This window comes from Pseudohaliea rubra DSM 19751, from assembly GCF_000764025.1.
Lineage (GTDB): Bacteria > Pseudomonadota > Gammaproteobacteria > Pseudomonadales > Halieaceae > Pseudohaliea > Pseudohaliea rubra.
Genome location: NZ_KN234750.1, coordinates 43,997 through 64,840, shown reverse-complemented (window position 1 = coordinate 64,840; position 20,844 = coordinate 43,997). Strand labels below are relative to the sequence as shown.

Sequence of the window (20,844 nt, the reverse complement as noted above, 5' to 3'; positions counted from 1 at the left end):
GCAATACCTCCTAGCTGAACAGCGTATGCGCCTTGCGGATGCCGGCCACCAGGGCCTCGACATCCTCCAGCGTGTTGTACATGGAATAGGATGCCCGCACCGTCCCGGGCACTGCAAGGCGCTCCATGAGCGGTTGGGCGCAATGATGCCCGGTGCGCACGGCAATGCCCTGCTCGTCGAGGAGCATGCCGAGGTCCGACGGATGACAGCCGTCCATCACGAAACTGAAGATGCCCGCACTCCGGGTCGGCGCGCCGATACGCCGCAGGCCCGGAATGTCCGCCGTGCGGGCGATGGTCTCGGCCAGGAGCGTCTCTTCGTGCGCTGCCGCCGCAGCGCGATCCACGCCGCTCAGGTAATCGATGGCAGCGGCAAGGCCAATAGCCCCGGCAATATGCGGCGTACCTGCCTCGAACTTGAACGGAAGCGCATTGAAGGTTGAGCCCGCGAAGCTCACGCGCTCAATCATCTCACCACCGCCAAGGAAGGGCGGCATGGCGTCGAGCAGCTCCCCCCGGCCCCAGAGCACACCGATGCCCGTGGGGCCGAAGAGCTTGTGGCCGGAGAACGTGTAGAAGTCGCAGCCAAGGGCCTCGACGTTGACGGGGAAATGGCCCACGGCCTGGGCCCCGTCGACGAGCACCAGGGCGCCTGCGGCTCTCGCGCGGCGGGCGATCTCCTCCACCGGATTGATCGTGCCGAGGGCATTGGAGACGTGATTCACCGCCACCAGGCGCACGCGGTCGTCGAGCAACTCGTCGAAGGCATCGAGATCAATCTCGCCCCGGTCCGTCACCGGCACCGGCACCACCTCGGCACCGGTGGCCTGCGCGGCAAGCTGCCAGGGCACGATATCCGAGTGGTGCTCGAGCCAGGGCACCAGAATCCGGTCCCCGGTGCGCAGCTGCTGCCGGGCCCAGCTGTAGGCGACGAGATTGATAGACTCCGTGGTGCCCCGGGTCCAGAGCACCTCGCGACTGTCGCTGACGCCCAGAAAGCGTGCAACGGATTCCCGGGCGGCTTCGAACTTCTGTGTGGCCCGGTCACTCAGCGTGTGCACACCGCGGTGCACATTGGCGTTGTCGCTGCGGTAGTAGTCGGCGATGGCTTCGATGACCACCTCCGGCTTCTGCGTCGTTGCCGCATTGTCGAGGTAGACCAGCGGATGACCGTTGATCTCCTGCGCAAGGATGGGGAAGTCGCGGCGCACGTCCGCCGCGTCGAACTCGACGACGATGCTCTGCGGTTGATTCACGCCAGGTGCCTCATGAGGGAGGGGTCGCGGGCGAAGCGGCTCGCCAGCAGCGGGCGCAGCGCGTCGCGCAGGGGCTCCAGGCGCGCACTCTCGAGCACTTCATTGACAAAACCGAAGCTGAGCATGACCTCAGCCTCCGCCCGGGAAACGCCGCGGCTGCGCAGGTAGTGCAGAGCCAGCGTATCGAGCTGTGCGACCGTCGCCCCGTGCGCACACTGGACGTCGTCGGCATAAATCTCCAGCTCCGGCTTGCTGTTCACCTCGGCGTCGGCGCTGGTCAGGAGGTTTTTGTTCGACAATTCCGCCCGGGTCTTCTGAGCCTGCGGATGGATGTGGATGCGGCCATTGAACACGGCCCGGGCGCGATCGCCGATCACGCCCCGGAAGGTCTCCAGAGACGTGCAATGGGGTACCGCATGCTCGAGGCAGGTGTGGTAGTCCACGTGCTCGTCGCCGCGGGGAAGATAGATGCCATCAAGCTCCGCATGGGCGCCGGGACCGGCCAGGTTCACGACCAGATCGAGGCGCTTCAGATCGGCACCGAGACCGAGGCAGAAGCTGTTCAGCGTGGCGTCCCGGTCGAGGCGCGCGTGCACGCCGCCGATGTGCAGCGCGTGGCCCTGCTCCAGGTTAAGCCGGTAGTGATTGACGGTGGCGCCGGGGGCCAGCAGCAGCTCCGTGACCGCATTGCTGAAGCTCGGGGCACTGCCGCCGGCATCGGCAAAATGCTCGACCACCGACAGACAGCTGTTTTCACCGGCAAGGAGCAGCAGACGCGGGGTAACCGTGAACGGCTCGCCATCGCCGGCGGTCAGCCAGGCCAGCTGCAGGGGTTCGTGAATACTGGCGCCGGGCGCCACGGCGAGGAACAGGCCGTCGCCAAGCGCGGCGCCATTGAGCGTGGCAAAGGGATGACCGCCCGCCGGCAGGGCACTGCCCAGGTGCTCACGGATACGCGCGGCCTGGCTGTCGTCGGCTTCGGCGAAACGCACCAGCTCAAGCCCCTCGGGCAGCTTGTCGCTGGACAGGGCCGGCGCGAAATGCCCGTTCACAAAAACCAGGCGCAGGGCACCGATGTCCGGCAGCAGCCCGTCTACGGCAGCCCGGTCGAGCGCGACCGGCTGGCCGGGCCCGAAGTCCTGCTCCAGCGGGGCGATGCTGGTGTACTTCCACTGCTCGGTCTTGCGCGTCGGCAGGGGCGTTGTCTTCCAGGCCTGCCGCGCCGCATCGCGGGCCGGCGTGAGCCAGGCCGGTGCCGCGGCGGCCCCCGCGGCGAGGGTTTCATGCATGCTGCCCATCAGGCGACCTCATCATCCAGCCAGGCGTAGCCCTTGTCTTCGAGGTGCAGGGCGAGCGATGCATCCCCGCTGCGCACAATGCGTCCGCCGGCCAGCACGTGTACCCGGTCCGGCTGAATGTAGTCGAGCAGGCGCTGGTAGTGGGTGACGAGGATGAAGCTGCGGTCGGCACCACGCATACTGTTCACGCCCTCGGCAACGACCTGAAGCGCGTCGATATCGAGGCCGCTGTCGGTCTCGTCGAGGATACCGAGGGTGGGCTCGAGGAGCAGCATCTGCAGCAGCTCGTTACGCTTTTTCTCGCCGCCGGAGAAGCCCTCATTGACGCCGCGCTTCAGGAACGTCTGGTCCAGATTCGCCGTTTTGCAGGCAGCGCGCGCCTTCTTCATGAAGGTGACGGCGTCCAGGGATTCCTCCCCCCGGTGCTCGCGCACCGCATCGACGCTGGCCTTGAGGAACTCCATGTTGCTCACACCGGGAATCTCTACCGGGTACTGGAAGGCGAGGAATACGCCGGCGCGGGCGCGCTCTTCCGTATCCATGGCGAGCAGGTCTCTGCCGTCGAAGGTGACAGTGCCCGCGGTCACCTCATAGCCCGGGCGGCCGGCCAGAACGTGGCCAAGGGTGCTCTTGCCGGAGCCGTTCGGGCCCATGATGGCGTGCACCTCCCCCGGGGGAATTGTAAGGGACAGTCCCTTGAGGATGTCCTTGCCCTCCACGCGGGCGTGCAGGTTGTCGATGGTCAGCATCTGGTCTCTCCGTTCTGCGGCCTCGGAGGCCGCCCTGTTCCCTGTCCGGCTGCCGGGGCCTCAGCCCACGGAGCCCTCGAGACTCACCTCGAGGAGCTTGCCGGCCTCCACGGCGAACTCCATGGGGAGCTCGCGGAATACTTCCTTGCAGAACCCGTTTACGATCATGGACACGGCTTTTTCGGCGTCCAGACCGCGCTGCTGGCACAAGTAGAGCTGGTCGTCGCTTACCTTGGAGGTCGTCGCCTCGTGCTCCACTACCGCCGAGGGGTTCCGGCTCTCGATATAGGGGAAGGTATGCGCCGCACAGGCGTCGCCGATAAGCAGCGAATCGCACTGGGTGTAGTTGCGCGCGCCCTCGGCTCGCGGGCTCATGCGCACCAGGCCGCGATAGGCGTTGGAGCTGCGGCCGGCGGAAATACCCTTGGAGATGATCGTCGAGCGGGTGTTCCTGCCCAGGTGGATCATCTTGGTGCCCGTGTCGGCCTGCTGCATGTTGTTCGTAAGAGCCACGGAGTAGAACTCACCAACGCTGTTGTCACCGCGGAGCACACAGCTGGGGTACTTCCAGGTCACTGCGGAGCCCGTTTCCACCTGGGTCCAGGAGATCTTGGCGTTGGTGTGGGCGACGCCGCGCTTGGTGACAAAGTTGTAGATACCTCCGCGGCCCTCGGCATCGCCGGGGTACCAGTTCTGTACCGTGGAGTACTTGATCTCGGCGTCATCCAGTGCCACCAGCTCGACCACCGCCGCATGCAGCTGGTTCTCGTCGCGCATGGGGGCGGTACAGCCCTCGAGATAGCTCACGTGGCTGCCCTCGTCGGCAACGATGAGCGTGCGCTCGAACTGACCGGTGTTGGCCTCGTTGATGCGGAAGTAGGTCGACAGCTCCATGGGGCAGCGTACGCCCTTGGGGATGTACACGAAGGAGCCGTCGGTAAACACCGCGCTGTTCAGCGCCGCGTAGAAATTATCGCGCCGCGGCACCACGGAGCCGAGGTACTTCTTCACCAGCTCCGGATACTCGTGGACCGCTTCGGAGATAGAACAGAAGATAACCCCGGCTTCAGCGAGCTTGCCGCGGAAGGTTGTGCCCACGGATACGGAGTCGAAGACGGCATCCACGGCCACGCCCGCGAGCATTTCCTGCTCGTGCAGGGGAATGCCGAGCTTTTCGTATACCTCGAGGAGTTCCGGATCGACCTCATCGAGGCTCTTCGGCTTGTCCTCGAAGCTCTTCGGCGCCGAAAAGTAGGAAATGGCGCTGTAATCGATGGGCGGATAATGCACGTGGGCCCATTCCGGCGTGGCCATCTCCAGCCAGCTCCGGTAGGCCTCGAGGCGCCACTCAAGAAGCCATTCAGGCTCGTTCTTCTTTGCAGAAATGAAGCGGATGACGTCTTCGTCAAGACCCGGCGGCAGCGTGCTCGACTCGATGTCGGTCACGAAGCCAGCCGCATACTCCTTGCCGATACGGTCGTCGATAACTTGCTGGGACATGGTGCTTACCCCTCTATTGTATGCGCTTCCGGCTCAGGCGCGCCCGATGAGCAGGCTGCTGTCTTCCTCCCCGGTGCGCTCGCTGCTGCGACGCTGCTGGGCCAAGGAGATTTCGCGGATTTCATGGCGACCTACCAGGTCACCAAGGCTGATGTCCTGGAGGAAATCACGGATCCGGTCTGACAGATCCATCCAAAGGTGGTGCGTGAGGCAGGTATCACCGTCCTGGCAACCGCCCTTGCCGCCGCAGCGCGTCGCATCGGTATCCTCATTCACCGCGGCAATGACCTCGGCGATGCTGATGGAATCCGCATCCCGCCGCAACTGATAGCCACCACCGGGACCGCGAACACTCTTGACGAGATCGCGACGCCGCAGGTGCGCAAAGAGTTGCTCAAGGTAGGACAGAGAAATGCCCTGCCGATCCGAGATCGCCGCCAGCCGGATCGGACCCCGCTGCTGGTTGATGGCGAGGTCGAGCATCGCAGTGACCGCGTAGCGGCCTTTCGTTGTCAATCGCATGGCTGCCGTCCGTCCCTGCGTTCAGCGTGAGCGCAGGAGTATCCCTTTCCCTAGTATTTTAGTCAACTATAAGACCCTTCGCAAAAGTCAAGTAAAGGCGGCCGGAAAAGATACTGCGCTGATTCCGGGGCGAGGGCGGGATACTGCTCTCACAAAGCGTGTAACGGGGAGCGACTGAGAGCAGTATCCCGCCCTCGCCCCTGCCGCTATGCCAACTCTCAACACGGTCAAATTACCCGGGCGGTAGGGACGGGTGCGGTCGGGTGCCCCCACAAAGCGTGTATCGGGGAGCGTCCCGGCCGGGCAAGGCTGGGGGCACCCGACCGCGCCCGTACCGGGACACTGCGGGCACGCCCGCTCCGCGAAGCTAGTCCGCCGTGGCGATCTCGATGAGCACGGCGCCGGCACTGACCTGCTCGCCAACGCTGGCGTGCACGGCGCTCACGGTGCCGTCGACGGCCGCCTGCAGGCGGTGCTCCATCTTCATAGCCTCCACCACGGCGAGCTCGTCGCCGGCGCTGACCGAATCCCCCACAGCCACCAGGAGGCGCAGGAGATTGCCGTGCATCGGAGCGGTGACGCTTCCATCCCCGGTGACCGCCTGACCCGCAGCCCGCGCCGCCAGGACATCGGTGAGCACCGCCGCCTCACCGCGCCACTGCAGGCTGACCTCACCAGGCCCCGTGAAGGCGTAGGGAACCGTGGCCTGCAGACCATCCACAGACAGGCGCAGGCAGCCCTCGGCCGGGGCCTCGTGCAGCTCAAGCACCAGCTCACGCTCGCCCAGCGTGGCCAGAAAGCTATCCTGGGCAAGCTGGCGTAGCCGCACGTCCACGTGCTCGCCGTCGCGCTCGTAGCGCCGGCAGCTACCGATGATCCGAGGGCCCGTCCAGCCGGCGCAGGTCGCATCGTCGCTCACCCGCAGGTCCTCAGAATCCGCGAGGGCCTCAAGGTACTGGAGCAGAGCTGCGCAGCAGAGGTGCTCGTCCTCAAGCACCGGCGCACCGGAGCCGCCCGGGAAACGCTCGTCGATAAAGGTCGTGGTCGCCTCACCGGCAGCGAAGACCGGGTCCCTGAGCACCTGGAGCAGAAAGGTGCGATTCGACGGCAGGCCGAACAGCACCGTGCCCTCGAGCGCCCGGCGCAGGCGCCGGAGCGCCGTAGGCCGGTCCGGCCCGCTGGCGATCACCTTGGCGACCATGGGGTCGTAGAAGGGGGTGACGGTCTGGCCCGGGGCGAGGCCGTGATCGACGCGGATGCCCGCGCCGGTCGGGGGCACCCAGGCGGTGGCGGTACCGGTAGCGGGCAGGAAGCCGTTTGCCGTGTCCTCGGCGTAGAGGCGCACCTCGATGGCATGGCCGCGAAGGTCCACGGCTTCCTGGCCGATGGGGAGCACCCCGCCCTCGGCGACAGCGAGCTGCAGGGCGACAAGGTCGAGGCCCGTCACGGCCTCGGTGACCGGGTGCTCCACCTGAAGGCGGGTATTCATCTCGAGGAAATAGAAGCTGCCATCGCTGTCGAGGAGGAACTCCACGGTCCCGGCGCCGACATAGGCAATGCTGCGGGCTGCGGCCACCGCCGCCTCGCCCATGGTGCGCCGCAGGGCCGGCGTCATCACCGGACACGGCGCCTCTTCAACCACCTTCTGGTGCCGGCGCTGCACGGAGCAATCGCGCTCGCCGAGGTGGATATGGTTGCCATGCTCGTCGCCGAATACCTGCACCTCCACATGGCGCGCTGCGAGAAGGGCCCGCTCGAGGATGAGTTCGCCGCTGCCGAAGGCGTTCTCCGCCTCCGACCGGGCGGCGGTGATCGCGCCGGCGAGCGCCTCGGGCGCCTCGACGAGGCGCATGCCCCGTCCGCCACCACCGGCAGCGGCCTTGACCATGAGCGGGTAGCCCACCGCGCCGGCGGCGGCGAGAAGGGCCTCGTCGTCCGCGGCGGCCTCCTGGAAGCCGGGAATGCAGGGCACGCCGGCGTCGAGCATGCGCCGCTTTGCCGCTGCCTTGTTGCCCATAAGGTCGATCGCCTCCGGCGACGGGCCGATGAACACAAGGCCGGCTTCGTTGCAGGCTGCGGCGAAGCCGGCATTCTCCGACAGGAAACCGTAACCCGGATGGATGGCACCGGCGCCGACGCGCCGGGCCGCCTCGAGGATGCGCTCCCCGTCGAGGTAGGACGCCTTTACCGGCGCCGGACCGATGCGCACCGCGTCGTCGGCGGCGGCGACATGCGGCGCCCCGGCATCGGCATCAGAGTAGACGGCGATGGTGCGGTAGCCCGCGGCGCGGGCGCTGCGGATCACCCGTACGGCAATCTCGCCGCGGTTGGCCACAAGGACACTGTCGAAACGGCTCATGTCAGGCTTCCTCGCTGCCGGCCCAGGCCGGGGCACGCTTATCACCAAAGGCCCGCATGCCCTCCCGGGCCTCATCGCCGAGCATGGCGTCGGCGAAGCGCTCGGCGGCGAACTGCACCAGGGCTTCGCGCTCACCGCCGGCGGCGCTCTCGCGGATGATCTGCTTGGTCAGCGCTACCGCCCCCGGGGCGCAACGCCGGGACTCGTCAAGGAGCGAAGCCAGTCGCGCGTCCAGGGCCTGTGCATCAGCGAGGACCTCGTGCACAAAACCGAGGCGGGCCGCCTCAGTGCCGTCGAAGCGCTGCGCCGTGAGCAGCAGGCGCCGCGCCCGGGCGAGGCCCACGCGCTCGATCACCACGGGGGTGATCTGCGCCGGCGGAATGCCGAGGGTGACCTCGGTGAGGGCAAAGCGGGCATCGGCGGTAGCCAGCACCAGGTCCGCGAGGCAGGCGATGCCGAGCCCCCCGGCCATGGCAGCACCCTCGATGGCGACCACGAACAGCTGCGGCAGGCCGTCGATCGCGGCCATGAGCCGGCCGAAGGCCGCGTTGGCCTGCACGATCGCCGCACGCTCCGCACCGCCCTGGAACACCTCGCGGAACTGCTTCAAATCGCCACCGGCACAGAAGACCCCGCCGCGGCCACGCAGCACCACGAAGCGATACCGCCGGACCGCCGGCAGCGCCTCGAAAACCGCCTGCAGTTCCTCCGCCACCGCCGCGGACAGCGCGTTGCGCGTCTCCGGGCGGTTGAACCAGATGACGAGCGTATCGCCACGGCTCTCAAGGAGCAGTTCCTTGACCTCGGGCAGCTTTTCCATGGGCCTTACGCCTCCCTACATGCGGCCGACGCCAAAGGCGTTCGGCTGTACCACGCGATGTCGCGCCTCCCAGCAGGTCTGCAGGGCCATGCCCAGCACCCTGCGGGTATCCCGCGGATCAATGAGACCGTCGTCGAGAAGCCGCCCAGAGGTGTAGAAAGCCCCCGACTGCCGGTCGTAGTGCGCCGTGACGCGGGCCTCCTGCTCGGCGAGCATGGCCTCGTCCACGGGCTTGCCCTTGCGCGCAGCGCCGGCGCGGAACACCTCCGACATGGTGCGCGCAGCCTGCTCGCCGCCCATGACCCCGAGCTGCGTATTCGGCCAGGAAAAGACAAAGTCCGGGTCGTAGCCCTGGCCGCACATGCCGTAGTTGCCGGCGCCGAAGCTCGCGCCGATCATCACCGTGAGCCGCGGCACGCGGGCATTGGTTACCGCCTGGATCATTTTCGAGCCGTGCTTGATCATGCCCGCCTGCTCGTAGGCCGTGCCCACCATGTAGCCAGTGATGTTCTGCAAAAACAGCAGCGGGGTCTGGGCCTGGTCACAGAGCTGGATGAACTGTGCCGCCTTGCTCGCCCCGTCCGGATCGATGGGGCCGTTATTGCAGAGAATGCCCACGGGCATTCCGTAGATCCTCGCCTGCAGACAGACCAGGGTGACCCCGTAGCCGGGCTTGAAATCGAGGAAGCGCGAGCCGTCGACGATGCGCGCAACCACCTCCCGGGCCTCGTAAGGCTGACGGTAGTCCACGGGCACAATGCCGAGGAGCTCCTCCGTCGGGTAGTGAGGCTCCTCGTAAGCCCCGGCCGGGGGCGACGGACAGTGGCGATTCCAGCCGAGCTGGGCCACGAGGTCGCGGCAGATTGCGATGCCCTCAGCGTCATCCTCGGCAAGGTATTCCACCAGGCCGGTGACAGAGGCATGCATCGCTGCGCCGCCGAGTTCCGCATCCGCCGCGACTTCGCCCGTGGCGGCTTTCAGGAGGGCCGGACCGGCAAGATAGGCCTTGCCGTTGCCCTTCACCCCGACCACGTAGTCGCTCATGCCGGGCATGTACGCACCACCGGCCGCGGAGGCCCCGTGCAGCACTGTGAAGGTGGGCAACCCGGCGGCGGAGAGCCGGGCAAGGCGGGCGAAGATACCACCACCGAGCATCCACATCTCTACCTCGTAATCGAGGAGGTTGGCGCCGGCGCTCTCCACGAGGTGGACAAAGGGCAGCTTCTGCTGCAGGGCGATATCCATGGCGCGGATGCCCTTGCGCGTAGAGGTGCGCGTCATCGCGCCGGCATTGATACCCGAATCGTCGACCTGCACCATGCAGCGCACGCCGCCCAGGTAGCCGATGCCGACGATCTGTGTGGCGCCGGGCACGGAAGTCTCCGGATCCTTGTCGTCGACCAGGTAACCGGCCATGTTGCCGATCTCCAGGAAGGGCGAGCCCGGATCCAGGAGCCGTCCCAGGCGCTCCCGCGGCAGTAGCTGCCCACGCTTCTCGAAGCGCGGCCGCGCCGCGGCCGACAGCTGCTCGGCGCGCGCCAGGAGTGCCTGCAGACGCTCGACCAGGGCCAGCTGGTCGTCGCGGTTTGCCGCAAAGCGCTCGCTCGCGGTGCTGACCTGGGACAGGTAGCGTTGTCCGTAATCACTCATGCGGTCTCTCCCACAATGGCGTCGGCAAGGCCGTGGGCCGCGGCCAGGGATCGCGGCAGAGAAATGGGCTCGGCCAGGAGCAGCTGTGCATAGCTCTTGCCCTGCGGATCGGCGCGCAGGCTGGCCACACCACCGCCGCCAAGCACGCTGTGCAGAAGAAAATTGAAGGCGCCGGCGCCGGGCAGGTAGAAGCGCTCCACCGGCGCCGCCTGGCCCGGGACCAGGAAGTGGTCGAAGCAGGCGGCCACACGGCCGGCAGCAAGGGCGTCGGCAAGCCAGGGCAGGAAATCCCGGTGCCGGGCGATGACGCCGATATTGGCCTTGTCGCCCTTGTCGCCGCTGCGCCCGAAGGCAAGTGCCTCCAGGGGAACCGCAACGAGCGCCTCCGCCGCAGCCGGCGGCGTCGGGTCGGCGGGCGGCGGGCCCGGGTCCCGGGGCGCCGGCAGGGCCGGCAGGGCAAAGGGAACAGGGACGCCGTCGAGTTCCACGGTGATGGCAACGGCATCGCGCGGCAGCAGGAAGGAAAACAGGCGGACCACCGGGCTGGGCTTTGGCCTCGCGCCGGCAAAACCCGTGAGCCCCGGGGGCGCGGTAAGCGCCAGGCCCACCATCTCCTTGAGGAAAATACCGATACCCCGGGCGCTCGGGTGCTTGGCAGCGATCTTCAGGTCGACCTCCCGGGGCTCGAGGCTGCTGGCGCTGGCGCCGAAGTGCGACTCGGCACCGAGGATCTCCACACTGCTCTCCGCGAGCGGCGGCAGGCCTGCGCGTTCGAGCATGCGCGCCGTGCGCTTCAGGATAGCGTCGGCCAGATGCTCCGCTTTGCGCCGGGCATCGCGACCGATCATGGTCCAGAGCTGTCCGGCGCGGAAGCCGTCAGCCCAGGTCACGCAGGTCTTGTAGTGGTCGGGGGCGCCGTGGCCGCGGGCGCCCTGCAGGCGCACCCGGTCCGGGGCGACGGCCTCGAGGGTCACCGCGCTGAAGTCGCAGATAACATCGGGAAGCTGGTAGCAGCGGGGATCGCCGATCTCGTAGAGCATCTGCTCGGCCACCGTGCCCACGCTCACCAGCCCCCCGGTCTCCGGCGCCTTGCCGATCTCCACGGTGCCGTCAGCATCGATCCAGGCAATGGGATAGCCGGCCTCCGGAAGGCTGTCCACCACCTGCTCCCAGTCCGTGAAGTTGCCGCCGGTGGCCTGGGTGCCGCACTCGAGGATATGGCCGGCGAGACTGCCCTGGGCGAGCCGGTCACCCTCCTCCGCGGTCCAGCCGAAAGCGTGGATGCAGGCGCCAAGGGTCACGGCACTGTCGACGCAGCGCCCGGTAATGACAATATCGGCACCCGCATCAAGGGCAGCGGCGATGGGAAAAGCGCCGAGATAGGCATTGATGCTGGCGACCGTTTCCGGCGCCGGGAAGGCATCGCCGCTGAACATCCCGGTAACACCAGCCTCGTGGAGGCTCGCGGCGCGGTCCGTGAGGTCGTCGCCGAGAACCACGGCCACGCGCAGTTCGAGGCCGAGACGCGAAAGCTCTGCGCGAAGCGCCTCGGCGCAGGCGCGCGGGTTAACACCTCCGGCATTGGCGATGACCCGCACGCCCTGGCGGGCGATGGCCTCGAGGTTCGGCGCCATGGCCGCACTGACGAAGTCCGTGGCGTAGCCCTTGCTGTCATCGGCCGCTCGGGCGCGGGCGAGAATCGACAGGGTGATCTCGGCAAGGTAGTCGTAGACAAGGTAGTCCACGGCGCCGCTGGCAAGAAGCTGGGGCGTGGCGAGGGCGGCGTCGCCCCAGAATCCGGCGGCGCCACCGATGGCAATGCGTCCCGTCATGACCTGACTGCTCCCGGGGGCTGGTCGCAGAATTATGCATCGCTTAATATATTCAAGCAATACTCAAGCATCCCCGGGGCGATAGGCAGGCGTTTTACCCCGCCCCGACCGGGGGCTATGCTGCGGAGCCGGCCGGAGACAAGGCATGAACGCTAACAGCAAAACCACCAGTCGTACGCGCCTCGAACGCCGCGAGCAGGAAATACTCCGGGCGGCGACCGAGCTCTTTGCCAGTAACGGCTTTCACACCACCTCGACCCGGCGCATCGCCGAGGCCGCCGGGGTCTCCGAGGGCACCGTGTTCCACTACTTCGGCAGCAAGCACGACCTGATGCTGGCGATCCTCGACCGTTTCTATACGGAGCGACTGTGCCGCCAGGCCGAGACCATCCTCAATGAGGTCATGGGCACCCGCGAACGCCTGCGTGCGCTCGCCCTTAACCATGTACAGCAGCTCGCCGCCGACCGCGCCCTGATGATGCGACTGATCCAGGTCTACATCGGCGTCGACCTGCTCTATGTCCATGGCGACGATGAGGCGCCGGAAAGAGACTCGCCGATCCGCGCGCTGAACCGCGCCTATGTCGGCTATTTCGACCGCATCCTGCGCGAGGGCATGGCCCGGGGCGAGATCCGCGGGGATGTCGCCCTGCCGCCCTGCCGGGACCTTTTCTTCGGTGGTCTCGAGTACGGCATGCGCACCTACCTTTATCGCCACCGGGGCAGCGCCGATGCCGCCATCGGCGACTATGCCGAGGAGCTGGTGGAACCGCTGTGGCGCTACCTTCAGGCGGACAGGGTGACGGCTGGGGCCACGGCAGACACGGACAGGGAGTCGCTGACCCGACGCCTCGAGCAGGTCACCCGACGCCTGGAGCAGCTTGCCGAGGGCTGACGCCAGCCGGCCTGCGGTGGGGGTCGCGGCGAGACGCGGCTCTCACCACAGGCCGTGCGCTGCGGGAGGGGCACCTCCCGGGACATAGACTCAGAAGTTCAAGGCGGCGGTCACCCCGTAGGTCCGCGGCGGCATCATGGAGCCTACCCGCAGCGAATTGTAGAGCGGCGCCGTGATGATGTTGTTGGAGATCACCTCCTCGTCGCCGAGGTTGCGGCCCCATAGGGACAGCAGCCAGTTCCCGCCCGGCAGCGCGTAGTCGATGCTCGCATTCAGCAGCGTGTAGCTGTCCTGGTAGGCATCGGCCCGGTTCCACTCCGTGAACCAGATCTCGTCCTGCCAGTAGGCCTCGCCGCGCACGCGCAGCAGACCGCCGCCCGCTTCCGTTTCATAGTTGATCCCGAGACGCGCGGTGTACTCCGGCGCATTCGGCAGCGTGTTGCCCGAGAGGTCAGCGATGGCAAAGCCGTTGGCGTAATCGCCGTTGAAGAACTCCTTGTACTCGGCCGAGAGATAGGTGCCGTAGAAGTCGGCGCTGAAGCCGCCGCCGAGCTCTCCCGCAAGCTCGACTTCCAGGCCGTAGTTCTCCGCCTCCGCCGCGTTCACGGTGGTCACCGTGCTGGTCTCGTCCACGAAGGAGATCTGCAGGTCCTGGTAGTCGTAGAAGAAGCCGATAAGCGAGTAGGTCAGGGAGCCGTCGGCGCTGCCGCCCTTTAGCCCCACTTCCCAGGCATCGACGGTCTCCGGGTCCAGGGGCGCGCTGATGCTGCCGGTGTTGATGACCCCGGACTTGAAGGCCTGATTATAGGTCGCGTAGAGCATCATATCGTCCGACGGCCGGTACTGCAGCGTGATGCGCGGTGTGACGTCATCCCAGTCGGCATCCTGGTCCGTGTTCACGTCAAGGCCCGCCGCATCGAAGCGGAAGGTCCCGGTGCCCTCGCGTTCCTCGTAGTTGTAGCGCACACCGGCAATCAGCGTCAGGGCCTCGGACAGATCCCAGGTAACCTCGGCGAAGGCCGCGTAAGCGGTGATGTCGACATCGCCGTTCTGTTCGTAACGCCCGCTGTTCAGCGCATCACCGACGGGCGTGCCGCAGAGCGCGGGCGCGAGCAGGAAGCAGACGTTGTTCAGGGGTACCAGTACCTGACCATAGAGCTCTTCCTCGAAATACATGACACCGGCCAGCAGATCCATGCGATCGCCGTCGACGTTGAGGGTGAACTCCTGGCCAAAGGAATCGCTCTCCTCCGTGTAGTCATTCCGGCCGAAGAGGTCAGCATCAGTGGAATCCAGATCGTCGCGGAGAAAACGGTCGAGGTTCTGCAGGGACGTGACCGATCTCAGGCTCATGCGGTCGCTGAGCTCGAAATCCAGCAGCAGGTTGGCGAGATAGCCGTCGCGCTCGTTGAGGGCCTCCTGGTCCGAATTGATGTCGTAGAAGTCGCCGCCGACATCGAAGACGGTCTGGCCGCCGAGCACAGGTACTGCCGGGGGCAGACCGCCGGCAGTGCCCTCAGAAGGGCCGAAGTAGTGGAAGGCGAAGTTGCGGTCGTCCTCCTCGTAATACTGGAGGGACAGGGCGCCGCTCAGCGCACCGCCGCCATCGTAGGCCAGGGTGCCGCGATAGGCCTGGGCGCTGCGGTCGTCCACGTCCTCGCCGCTGAAGAGGTTCTCGCCATAGCCGTCGCGCTCCTCGATCTTGGTGGCCAGGCGCAGGGCCCAGGCATCGCCCAGAGGGAGGTCGACCGCGCCCTGAAAGGTCATGAGGCCATAGTTGCCGCCGGTGGCGGTGAGGTAGCCGCCGAACTCATCGCCCGGTTTCGCGGTCACCAGGTTGATGGCGCCGGCGGTGGCACCGCGCCCGTAGAGCGTGCCCTGGGGCCCGCGCAGGACCTCCACCTGCTCGAGGTCAAACATGCCTACGAGCTGGGCCGCCGGCCGCGGAATGATCGCGCCGTCCTGCAGAAACGACACGGAGCCCTCGCCGCCGATGTCGATGCTGGTCATGCCGATGCCGCGCATGAACACCCGGGCAAAGCCGAACTGATCACCGATGGACAGATTGGGCACCGACGCGGCCATATCGCGGATGTTCTCGATGCCACCGGGGCCGATATCCTCTCCACCGATGACGCTCGCACCACCGGCGAAGTCCTGCAGGCTGGTGCTGCGCTTGGTCGCGGTAACCACGACCTCCTCCAGCATGTCCTGGGCGGCGGCGTGGCCGTTGAGGCCCAGGGCCGCGAGGAGCCCGACTGAAAGTGCCGTTGCGGTTCTCATAATAGTTATCCCGTCTTGCTGTTGCGGTTGTCGTCAGGCTTTCAGCTTTTCCCTTTTAAGCGTGAAGCCATGGGCTTCCCGGTCCCAGCTGTCGTCGGTGACGCCCTCGCCGCGCAGCAGGTGTTTCTGCACCTTGGCCGAGGGCGTCTTGGGCAGCTCCGGGAGAATGCGGATGTAGCGGGGCACCATGAAGTAAGCCATGTTGTCGGCGAGGAAAGTGAGCAGCGCCGCCGGGTCGATGTCCTGCCCCTCAACCGGTGCCACGGCGACCATGACATCGTCTTCGCCCACGTCACTGGGCACGCCGTAGGCAGCCGCCTCGCGCACCGCCGGGTAGGCCACGACCTCGGCCTCCACCTCGAAGGAGGAGATGTTCTCGCCCCGGCGGCGGATCGCATCCTTGCGCCGGTCGACAAAGTAGAAGAAACCGTCCTCGTCCTGGCGGAAACAGTCGCCGGTGTGGAACCAGCCGTTACGCCAGGCCTCGGCGGTGGCCTCCGGGTTTTTGTAATAGCCGTGATTCATGCCCCAGGGCCGGTCCGTGCGCACGAGCATCTCGCCGATCTCACCGACCGGCACCTCGCAATCGTTCTCATCCACAAGCCGCACATCGACCCCCTCACGCTTCCTGCCACAGGTGCCGCGCTTCGTCGGGTTGGGCTCGGAGACAATCGGCGAAGAGATCTCCGTCATGTTGAAAATCGTGTACACATCGATACCGAAACGCTCGTGCATCTCCAGCGCCGTCTCCGTGAACGGCACCATGAAGGCCAGGCGCAGGCTGTGATCCCGATCGCCGGAGGAGGGCGGCGCCTTGAGCAGGAAGGTAGCCATGACCCCGAGAAGAAAAGCGCAGGTGGTCTTTGTCTCGCGAACAAAGGGCCAGAAACCGTCGGTACTGAAATTCTCCATGACGGCGATAGAGCCGCCGCGGGCCAGCATGACAAAGATGATGCCCATACCGCCGATGTGGAAAAGCGGCATGTTAACGAGGAATCGGTCATCGCTCTTCACAAAGTGCCAGGTTTCCGGCCCGGCATTGGTGTAGATGTGCAGGTAGGAGGACAGCACACCCTTGGAAGGGCCCGTAGTCCCTGAGGTATAGATGATGGACTGCGTATGCCAGGGCTCCACCGGCCGCTCGAGGGCCGGGCAGACGGTTTCGTGCTCCGCCAGAGCCTCGAAGGGCTCCAGCGGCAGGCGGATCGCCGGCGCCGGCCCTACATGGACCACCCGCTCGATCGGCCCCGTATCCACAGCGTCAAGGCGCTCCACAAGGTCGCCGTGAGCCACGAGCAGGCGCGCGTCGGAATTATGGAGCACGTGGGAGAGAAGCTTGCCCTTGTAGGCCGTGTTGAAGGGCACGAAGACCGCGCCGAGGTAATTGATGGCAAGGAAGCTGAGAATGCCCTCGCGGCCGCCGAACAGCCAGACCGCGACGTGATCGCCCTGGGTAACGCCCCGGGCCGCCAGGCCCGCGGCCACGGCCTCTACCCGCTTCTTGAGGTCCGCGTAGGACCACTGCTCGCCATTCTGGAAGACCGCGTAGACGGTGTCGGGCTGCTCTCGCGCCCAGCGCTCGATCAGATCCCGTACCACGCAGGCATCGCGGGCTGGAATGCGGGGGTCGGTGCAGGTCGACATGCTCATGGCTCTACTTCCGGATTTCAGGTTGAGGACGCGACGCGGGTGGTACTTCCTGGCGGCCTCGCACCGCCACCAGACGCTCCACACTGCGAATGATATGGGTAATGATTTCGGCCTCGGACCAGTGCCCCCCCGGCTGGTACCAGAGCGCCACCCAGCTCATCATGCCGCCGATCGTGGTCGCGGTGAGCGGCGGATCCTGAAGCCTGAACTCACCGACCGCCTCGCCGCTGGCAAGCACCTCGGCGAGGCGATGATCGAAGGCGGAGCGCTGCTCGCGGATGGCTCGTGCCTGCTCCGGCTCGAGGTTTTTCTCCTCGCGCTGGTAGACCACGATGTATTCCTGGTTCTGCACAACGATCCGCGTGACCTCGTCCACCACCAGCTTGAGCTGGTCCCAGGACGAACCGGGAATGGCGAGGCAGCGCTCGAGAGCCTCGGAGGACAGCGTAATCCCGACCCGGGCGATGTCGTAGAGGATCTCGCCCTTGTTTTTGTAATAGCTGTAAATAAAGGGCTTGGTCACCTGCAGCTTGTCGGCGATGGCATCAATAGTGGTGCCCTCATAGCCCTGCCGGTAGAACAGGTGGTTCGCCTCCTCGCGGATACGCCGGCGCTTGAACTGCGCCAGCTCGGCCTTGAGGTTGTTGCGGGACCCCGCTGCGGTCACGGCGCGTCGCCGGCAACCAGCTCGAGCACGGGCAGGACATCCCCGGCCTGACCGATAGGCCGCGGGTTGGTGCGGGCCCAGAAGTCGTGCATCGTATATTCGGCGACCCTCTCGAACTGGTCACGCCCCACGCCGACCTCGGCCAGGGAACGGGGCATGCCAAGACCGTGAATAAAGGCGTCCGCCAGCTCGCTCGCGGGCCGTCCGGGCTCGCCGAAGCAGGCACTGATGCGCTGCTGACGATCGCCGTTCACGGGCGCGTTGAAGGCAAGCACGGACGGCGCCATGACGCAGGAGCAATAGCCGTGGGGCACGTCGCAGGTGCCCCCGAGAACGTGCCCGATGGCGTGCGACAGGCCCATGGGCACACCGGCAATGATGGGAATCATGGACTGCCAGGCGCCCACCTGGCACTTGAGACGCGCGTCCAGGTCCGAGGGGTCGGCCTTGACCGCCGGCAGCCCCTCCACGAGCAGCCGCAGGGCGGAATCGGCCATCCCGTCGCAGAAGTCATTGGATTGGTGCGAACCCAGCGCCTCAAGGGCATGGTCCAGGGCGCGCACGCCGGTGGACAGCCACAGCCACTCGGGCGTGTGGACCGTCAGCGCGGGGTCCAGCACGATGGCGATGGGCGCCATGAGCCGGTGCTCGTAGCCCTGCTTGTGCTGTGTTTTCTCGTCCGTTGCCCCGGACAGCGGATTGAATTCGCCGCCGGAAAGCGTCGTCGGGCAGTTGATGACGCGCACGTCCGGCCCCTCGAACTCAGGCTTGATCACCTCGCCGGCATCGTTGACGTAGACGCGGTAGGGCTCGAGGTCGTCGTGCTCGCGCAGACCATGCTTCAGGCAGATGCTGACGATTTTACCGGCATCGGTCACCGAGCCACCGCCCACGGTGACAATGAGGTCCGCTTCGGCCTGCCGCGCCGCTTCTGCGGCAGCGAGCACCGCGCTGCGCGGGGCGTGCGGCGGCATGCCGTCCCAGCAGCCGGCGAGCCTGGGCCCGAGGGCGGTACGGATCGCGCTGATCTCGTCCGTTTCGCGTCTCAGGGTGCGGCTGACCAGCAGGAACACCCGTCGGGCACCAAGGCGCTCCGCCTCGGTCGCGATAGCAGTGCTGGCGCGCTCACCGAGATACACTTTTTCGGTGGCAGTCAGGAGGACACTCGATGGCGTCATGGCGCTTCCTCGCGTTGAATTATTGTGTCTCTTTACGCGTCATACATTAGCGTAAGGTTTTTTTACTGCTCGTCAAGCAAAAGTTCCCGCCAGTAGACAAACGCCGGAGGGACGTTTAAATTGCCACAAGCATTTTCGACATGAAAGATCGCGCTATGAACGATAAAAACAGCGACGGGAAGGCCTGGGTGAGCACCTCGGGGATTCCGCTCAAGCCCTTTTACCGGGACGAGGATATACCGCCGCAACACCGCGAACGCCTTGCCGCCGCCCCCGGGGAGCCGCCCTTCCACCGCGGCGCCTACCCCACCGGTTACCGCACCAAGCCCTGGCGCATTTTCCAGCTCAGCGGCTTCGGCAAGCCCGAGGACGAGAATGCCCGCATCAAGTTCCTCCTCGAGCAGGGCGAGACCGGTTTCATCATGGAGCACGATCGCAATACCGGCGACCACTGCTATAACGTGGATCACCCGGAAGTGGTCGCCCGGCGCGAAGACGTCGGCCTCACCGGTGCAGTCATGCAGAGCGTCCGCGACATCGACATCTGCATGAAAGACCTGCCCATCGAGACCAGCTATGCCCACGCCGGCGGCGCGGTGGTACAGCATGCGCCCTTTGCCCTCGCCGGCTACTGGACCGTGGCGAAGCGCCGTGGCGTGGCCCTGGACCGGCTGCCCGGCACGGGGCAGAGTGATTACTTCCTTACCTACCTCGGCTGCGTCACCAAGCAGCAGGTCCCGACAGACACGGGTCTGCGCTTCAACGCCGACATCATGGAGTTCTGCGACCGGCACCTGCCACGCTGGGTACCCGTTTCTATCGCCGGTTACAACGCCGCCGACACTGGCCTCAATGCGTTCCAGGAGCTCGGCGCCCTGTTCGCCAACGCCGTCGAATACCTCGAAGAAATCCAGCGCCGCGGCACCATGCCCCTGGCCCGCGCCGCCCGCGGCTGCGGCGGCGTCAGTTTCCGCATGTCCATGGACCTCTTCGAGGAGGCGAGCAAACTACGCGCGGCCCGACTCATGTGGCAGCAGCTGCTGGCGGAACGCTACGACATCCGTGACCCCAAGGTGGCAAACCTGCGCATTCACTGTGTCACCGCCGGCTCCCGCATGACCTATCAACAGCCCATGAACAATATCGTCCGCGGCACTATCATGGCCCTCGCCGGCGCCCTGGGCGGCGTTCAGTCCCTCGGGGTATCGGGCTACGACGAGGCCCTGTCCATCCCCAGCGAACACGCGCACCAGATGTCCGTGCGTATCCAGCAGATCCTGCAGGAAGAGACCAACGTCTCGGCGGTCACCGATCCCCTGGGCGGCTCCTGGTATGTGGAAACCCTCACTGCGGAGCTGGTCGAGCGCGCCTGGAGTTTCTTCGATGAGATCCAGGCCCAGGGCGGCTTCCTGGCCTCCCTGGACTCCGGCTGGCTGCACGAGAAAGCGGCCGAGAACCAGCACCGGGAGTTCATGGCGCAGGAAACCGGCGAGCAGGTGATCGTCGGCGTCACCGCGCACAAGGACGATAGCTCACCCTACGAGGTGGACGGCTTCATGGGCGTCGACGACGCCTTCGACGTCGCCCTCGAGCGGCTGGAAGACGTGCGCCGGACCCGCCACGAGGCCGGCGCAGCTGCCGCCTTGCGCCAGCTCGAGCAGGTCTGCCGCGGCAGCGACAACATTATGCCGGCGATGATGGACGCCCTGGATGCGGAGGTCACCCTCGGCGAGATCGGCGACGTCTGGCGCGATGTTTTCGGCGACTGGGCAACGCCCATCCAGACCTGAGGTGAGGACAAAACAGTGAGTGGCAAGCGGATTCTCATGGCGAAAACGGGCCTGGACGGGCACTGGCGCGGGCCGACGATCGTCGCCCGGGCGCTCCGGGATGCGGGTTTCGAGGTCATCATGATCGGCATGGCACGACCCGAGGAGGTTGTGCAGGCCTGCGTCGACGAGGATGTCGACCTGGTCGGCCTGAATATCGGCGGACACATCGATGTTGCGGTTCGCGCGGTCACCGCCCTGCGCGAGGAACGGCCCGAGCTGCCGGTGTTCTGCGGCGGCGTCGTACCGCCGCACGCGAAGCGCAAACTGGAGGCGCTGGGGGTCGAGGTCTACCCCCCCGGTTCCCAGCTCCCGGACATCGTCGGCGCCGCCCGGCGCCTGACCGGCCTGGGCTGA

16 protein-coding genes are annotated in these 20,844 nt (G+C 66.4%); 3 read left to right on the top strand and 13 right to left on the bottom strand.

What is annotated here, in order from left to right:
• Nucleotides 1–10 precede the first annotated feature (10 nt).
• The 9 genes from HRUBRA_RS03910 to HRUBRA_RS03870 form a co-directional block, all read right to left on the bottom strand.
• On the bottom strand, nt 11–1,255 hold the full coding sequence (locus HRUBRA_RS03910) for a SufS family cysteine desulfurase (RefSeq protein ID WP_035514691.1): 1,245 nt from the start codon (nt 1,253–1,255) through the stop codon (nt 11–13).
• Complete coding sequence (gene sufD / locus HRUBRA_RS03905) at nt 1,252–2,553, bottom strand: Fe-S cluster assembly protein SufD (RefSeq protein WP_035514689.1); 1,302 nt, start codon at nt 2,551–2,553, stop codon at nt 1,252–1,254. Before sufD ends, HRUBRA_RS03910 begins: the two co-directional genes overlap by 4 nt.
• On the bottom strand, nt 2,553–3,302 hold the full coding sequence (sufC, locus tag HRUBRA_RS03900) for a Fe-S cluster assembly ATPase SufC (protein ID WP_035514688.1): 750 nt from the start codon (nt 3,300–3,302) through the stop codon (nt 2,553–2,555). Before sufC ends, sufD begins: the two co-directional genes overlap by 1 nt.
• Before the next feature lie 60 nt (nt 3,303–3,362).
• Complete coding sequence (gene sufB / locus HRUBRA_RS03895) at nt 3,363–4,802, bottom strand: Fe-S cluster assembly protein SufB (RefSeq protein WP_035514685.1); 1,440 nt, start codon at nt 4,800–4,802, stop codon at nt 3,363–3,365.
• A 33-nt stretch (nt 4,803–4,835) separates the two neighbouring features.
• A complete protein-coding gene (gene iscR / locus HRUBRA_RS03890; RefSeq protein ID WP_035514684.1) occupies nt 4,836–5,324 on the bottom strand; it encodes a Fe-S cluster assembly transcriptional regulator IscR in 489 nt (162 codons plus the stop codon).
• 367 nt (nt 5,325–5,691) lie between these two features.
• The gene (locus HRUBRA_RS03885; RefSeq protein WP_035514683.1) at nt 5,692–7,683 is read right to left on the bottom strand and encodes an ATP-binding protein; all 1,992 of its coding nucleotides are present in this window, start codon (nt 7,681–7,683) and stop codon (nt 5,692–5,694) included.
• A gap of 1 nt (nt 7,684) precedes the next feature.
• A complete protein-coding gene (locus HRUBRA_RS03880) occupies nt 7,685–8,503 on the bottom strand; it encodes an enoyl-CoA hydratase/isomerase family protein (RefSeq protein WP_035514682.1) in 819 nt (272 codons plus the stop codon).
• Nucleotides 8,504–8,518: 15 nt separating this feature from the next.
• Nucleotides 8,519–10,153, bottom strand: a complete 1,635-nt coding sequence (locus tag HRUBRA_RS03875; protein ID WP_035514677.1) for an acyl-CoA carboxylase subunit beta — start codon at nt 10,151–10,153, stop codon at nt 8,519–8,521.
• A complete protein-coding gene (locus HRUBRA_RS03870) occupies nt 10,150–11,985 on the bottom strand; it encodes an acyclic terpene utilization AtuA family protein (RefSeq protein WP_035514676.1) in 1,836 nt (611 codons plus the stop codon). Before HRUBRA_RS03870 ends, HRUBRA_RS03875 begins: the two co-directional genes overlap by 4 nt.
• Nucleotides 11,986–12,130: 145 nt before the next feature.
• Here HRUBRA_RS03870 and HRUBRA_RS03865 point away from each other — a divergent pair, with 145 nt between their 5' ends.
• On the top strand, nt 12,131–12,880 hold the full coding sequence (locus HRUBRA_RS03865; protein ID WP_035514675.1) for a TetR/AcrR family transcriptional regulator: 750 nt from the start codon (nt 12,131–12,133) through the stop codon (nt 12,878–12,880).
• Nucleotides 12,881–12,970: 90 nt separating this feature from the next.
• On the opposite strand, the gene HRUBRA_RS03860 is transcribed toward HRUBRA_RS03865, so the two are convergent.
• From HRUBRA_RS03860 to HRUBRA_RS03845, 4 genes are read right to left on the bottom strand one after another with little or no spacing between them, the layout of a single operon-like run.
• The gene (locus tag HRUBRA_RS03860) at nt 12,971–15,163 is read right to left on the bottom strand and encodes a TonB-dependent receptor (RefSeq protein WP_035514674.1); all 2,193 of its coding nucleotides are present in this window, start codon (nt 15,161–15,163) and stop codon (nt 12,971–12,973) included.
• Between the two features lie 33 nt (nt 15,164–15,196).
• The gene (locus HRUBRA_RS03855) at nt 15,197–16,813 is read right to left on the bottom strand and encodes an AMP-binding protein (RefSeq protein ID WP_035514673.1); all 1,617 of its coding nucleotides are present in this window, start codon (nt 16,811–16,813) and stop codon (nt 15,197–15,199) included.
• A 4-nt stretch (nt 16,814–16,817) separates the two neighbouring features.
• Entirely contained in the window at nt 16,818–17,480 is a 663-nt protein-coding gene (locus HRUBRA_RS03850) for a TetR/AcrR family transcriptional regulator (RefSeq protein ID WP_052094349.1), read from the bottom strand.
• Nucleotides 17,477–18,658, bottom strand: coding sequence for an iron-containing alcohol dehydrogenase (locus HRUBRA_RS03845; RefSeq protein WP_035514672.1), 1,182 nt, complete (start codon nt 18,656–18,658; stop codon nt 17,477–17,479). Before HRUBRA_RS03845 ends, HRUBRA_RS03850 begins: the two co-directional genes overlap by 4 nt.
• A gap of 155 nt (nt 18,659–18,813) precedes the next feature.
• Between HRUBRA_RS03845 and HRUBRA_RS03840 the strand changes: the two genes are divergently transcribed.
• Entirely contained in the window at nt 18,814–20,448 is a 1,635-nt protein-coding gene (locus HRUBRA_RS03840; RefSeq protein WP_035514671.1) for an acyl-CoA mutase large subunit family protein, read from the top strand.
• Between the two features lie 15 nt (nt 20,449–20,463).
• The gene (locus tag HRUBRA_RS03835) at nt 20,464–20,844 is read left to right on the top strand and encodes a cobalamin B12-binding domain-containing protein (RefSeq protein ID WP_144244373.1); all 381 of its coding nucleotides are present in this window, start codon (nt 20,464–20,466) and stop codon (nt 20,842–20,844) included.

What these genes read in the sequence shown, in the direction of transcription:
- sufD (WP_035514689.1), bottom strand. Translation starts at nt 2,553, where the DNA reads ATGGGCAGCATGCATGAAACCCTCGCCGCGGGGGCCGCCGCGGCACCG.
- sufC (WP_035514688.1), bottom strand. Translation starts at nt 3,302, where the DNA reads ATGCTGACCATCGACAACCTGCACGCCCGCGTGGAGGGCAAGGACATC.
- sufB (WP_035514685.1), bottom strand. Translation starts at nt 4,802, where the DNA reads ATGTCCCAGCAAGTTATCGACGACCGTATCGGCAAGGAGTATGCGGCT.
- iscR (WP_035514684.1), bottom strand. Translation starts at nt 5,324, where the DNA reads ATGCGATTGACAACGAAAGGCCGCTACGCGGTCACTGCGATGCTCGAC.
- HRUBRA_RS03885 (WP_035514683.1), bottom strand. Translation starts at nt 7,683, where the DNA reads ATGAGCCGTTTCGACAGTGTCCTTGTGGCCAACCGCGGCGAGATTGCC.
- HRUBRA_RS03880 (WP_035514682.1), bottom strand. Translation starts at nt 8,503, where the DNA reads ATGGAAAAGCTGCCCGAGGTCAAGGAACTGCTCCTTGAGAGCCGTGGC.
- HRUBRA_RS03875 (WP_035514677.1), bottom strand. Translation starts at nt 10,153, where the DNA reads ATGAGTGATTACGGACAACGCTACCTGTCCCAGGTCAGCACCGCGAGC.
- HRUBRA_RS03870 (WP_035514676.1), bottom strand. Translation starts at nt 11,985, where the DNA reads ATGACGGGACGCATTGCCATCGGTGGCGCCGCCGGATTCTGGGGCGAC.
- HRUBRA_RS03865 (WP_035514675.1), top strand. Translation starts at nt 12,131, where the DNA reads ATGAACGCTAACAGCAAAACCACCAGTCGTACGCGCCTCGAACGCCGC.
- HRUBRA_RS03860 (WP_035514674.1), bottom strand. Translation starts at nt 15,163, where the DNA reads ATGAGAACCGCAACGGCACTTTCAGTCGGGCTCCTCGCGGCCCTGGGC.
- HRUBRA_RS03855 (WP_035514673.1), bottom strand. Translation starts at nt 16,813, where the DNA reads ATGAGCATGTCGACCTGCACCGACCCCCGCATTCCAGCCCGCGATGCC.
- HRUBRA_RS03845 (WP_035514672.1), bottom strand. Translation starts at nt 18,658, where the DNA reads ATGACGCCATCGAGTGTCCTCCTGACTGCCACCGAAAAAGTGTATCTC.
- HRUBRA_RS03840 (WP_035514671.1), top strand. Translation starts at nt 18,814, where the DNA reads ATGAACGATAAAAACAGCGACGGGAAGGCCTGGGTGAGCACCTCGGGG.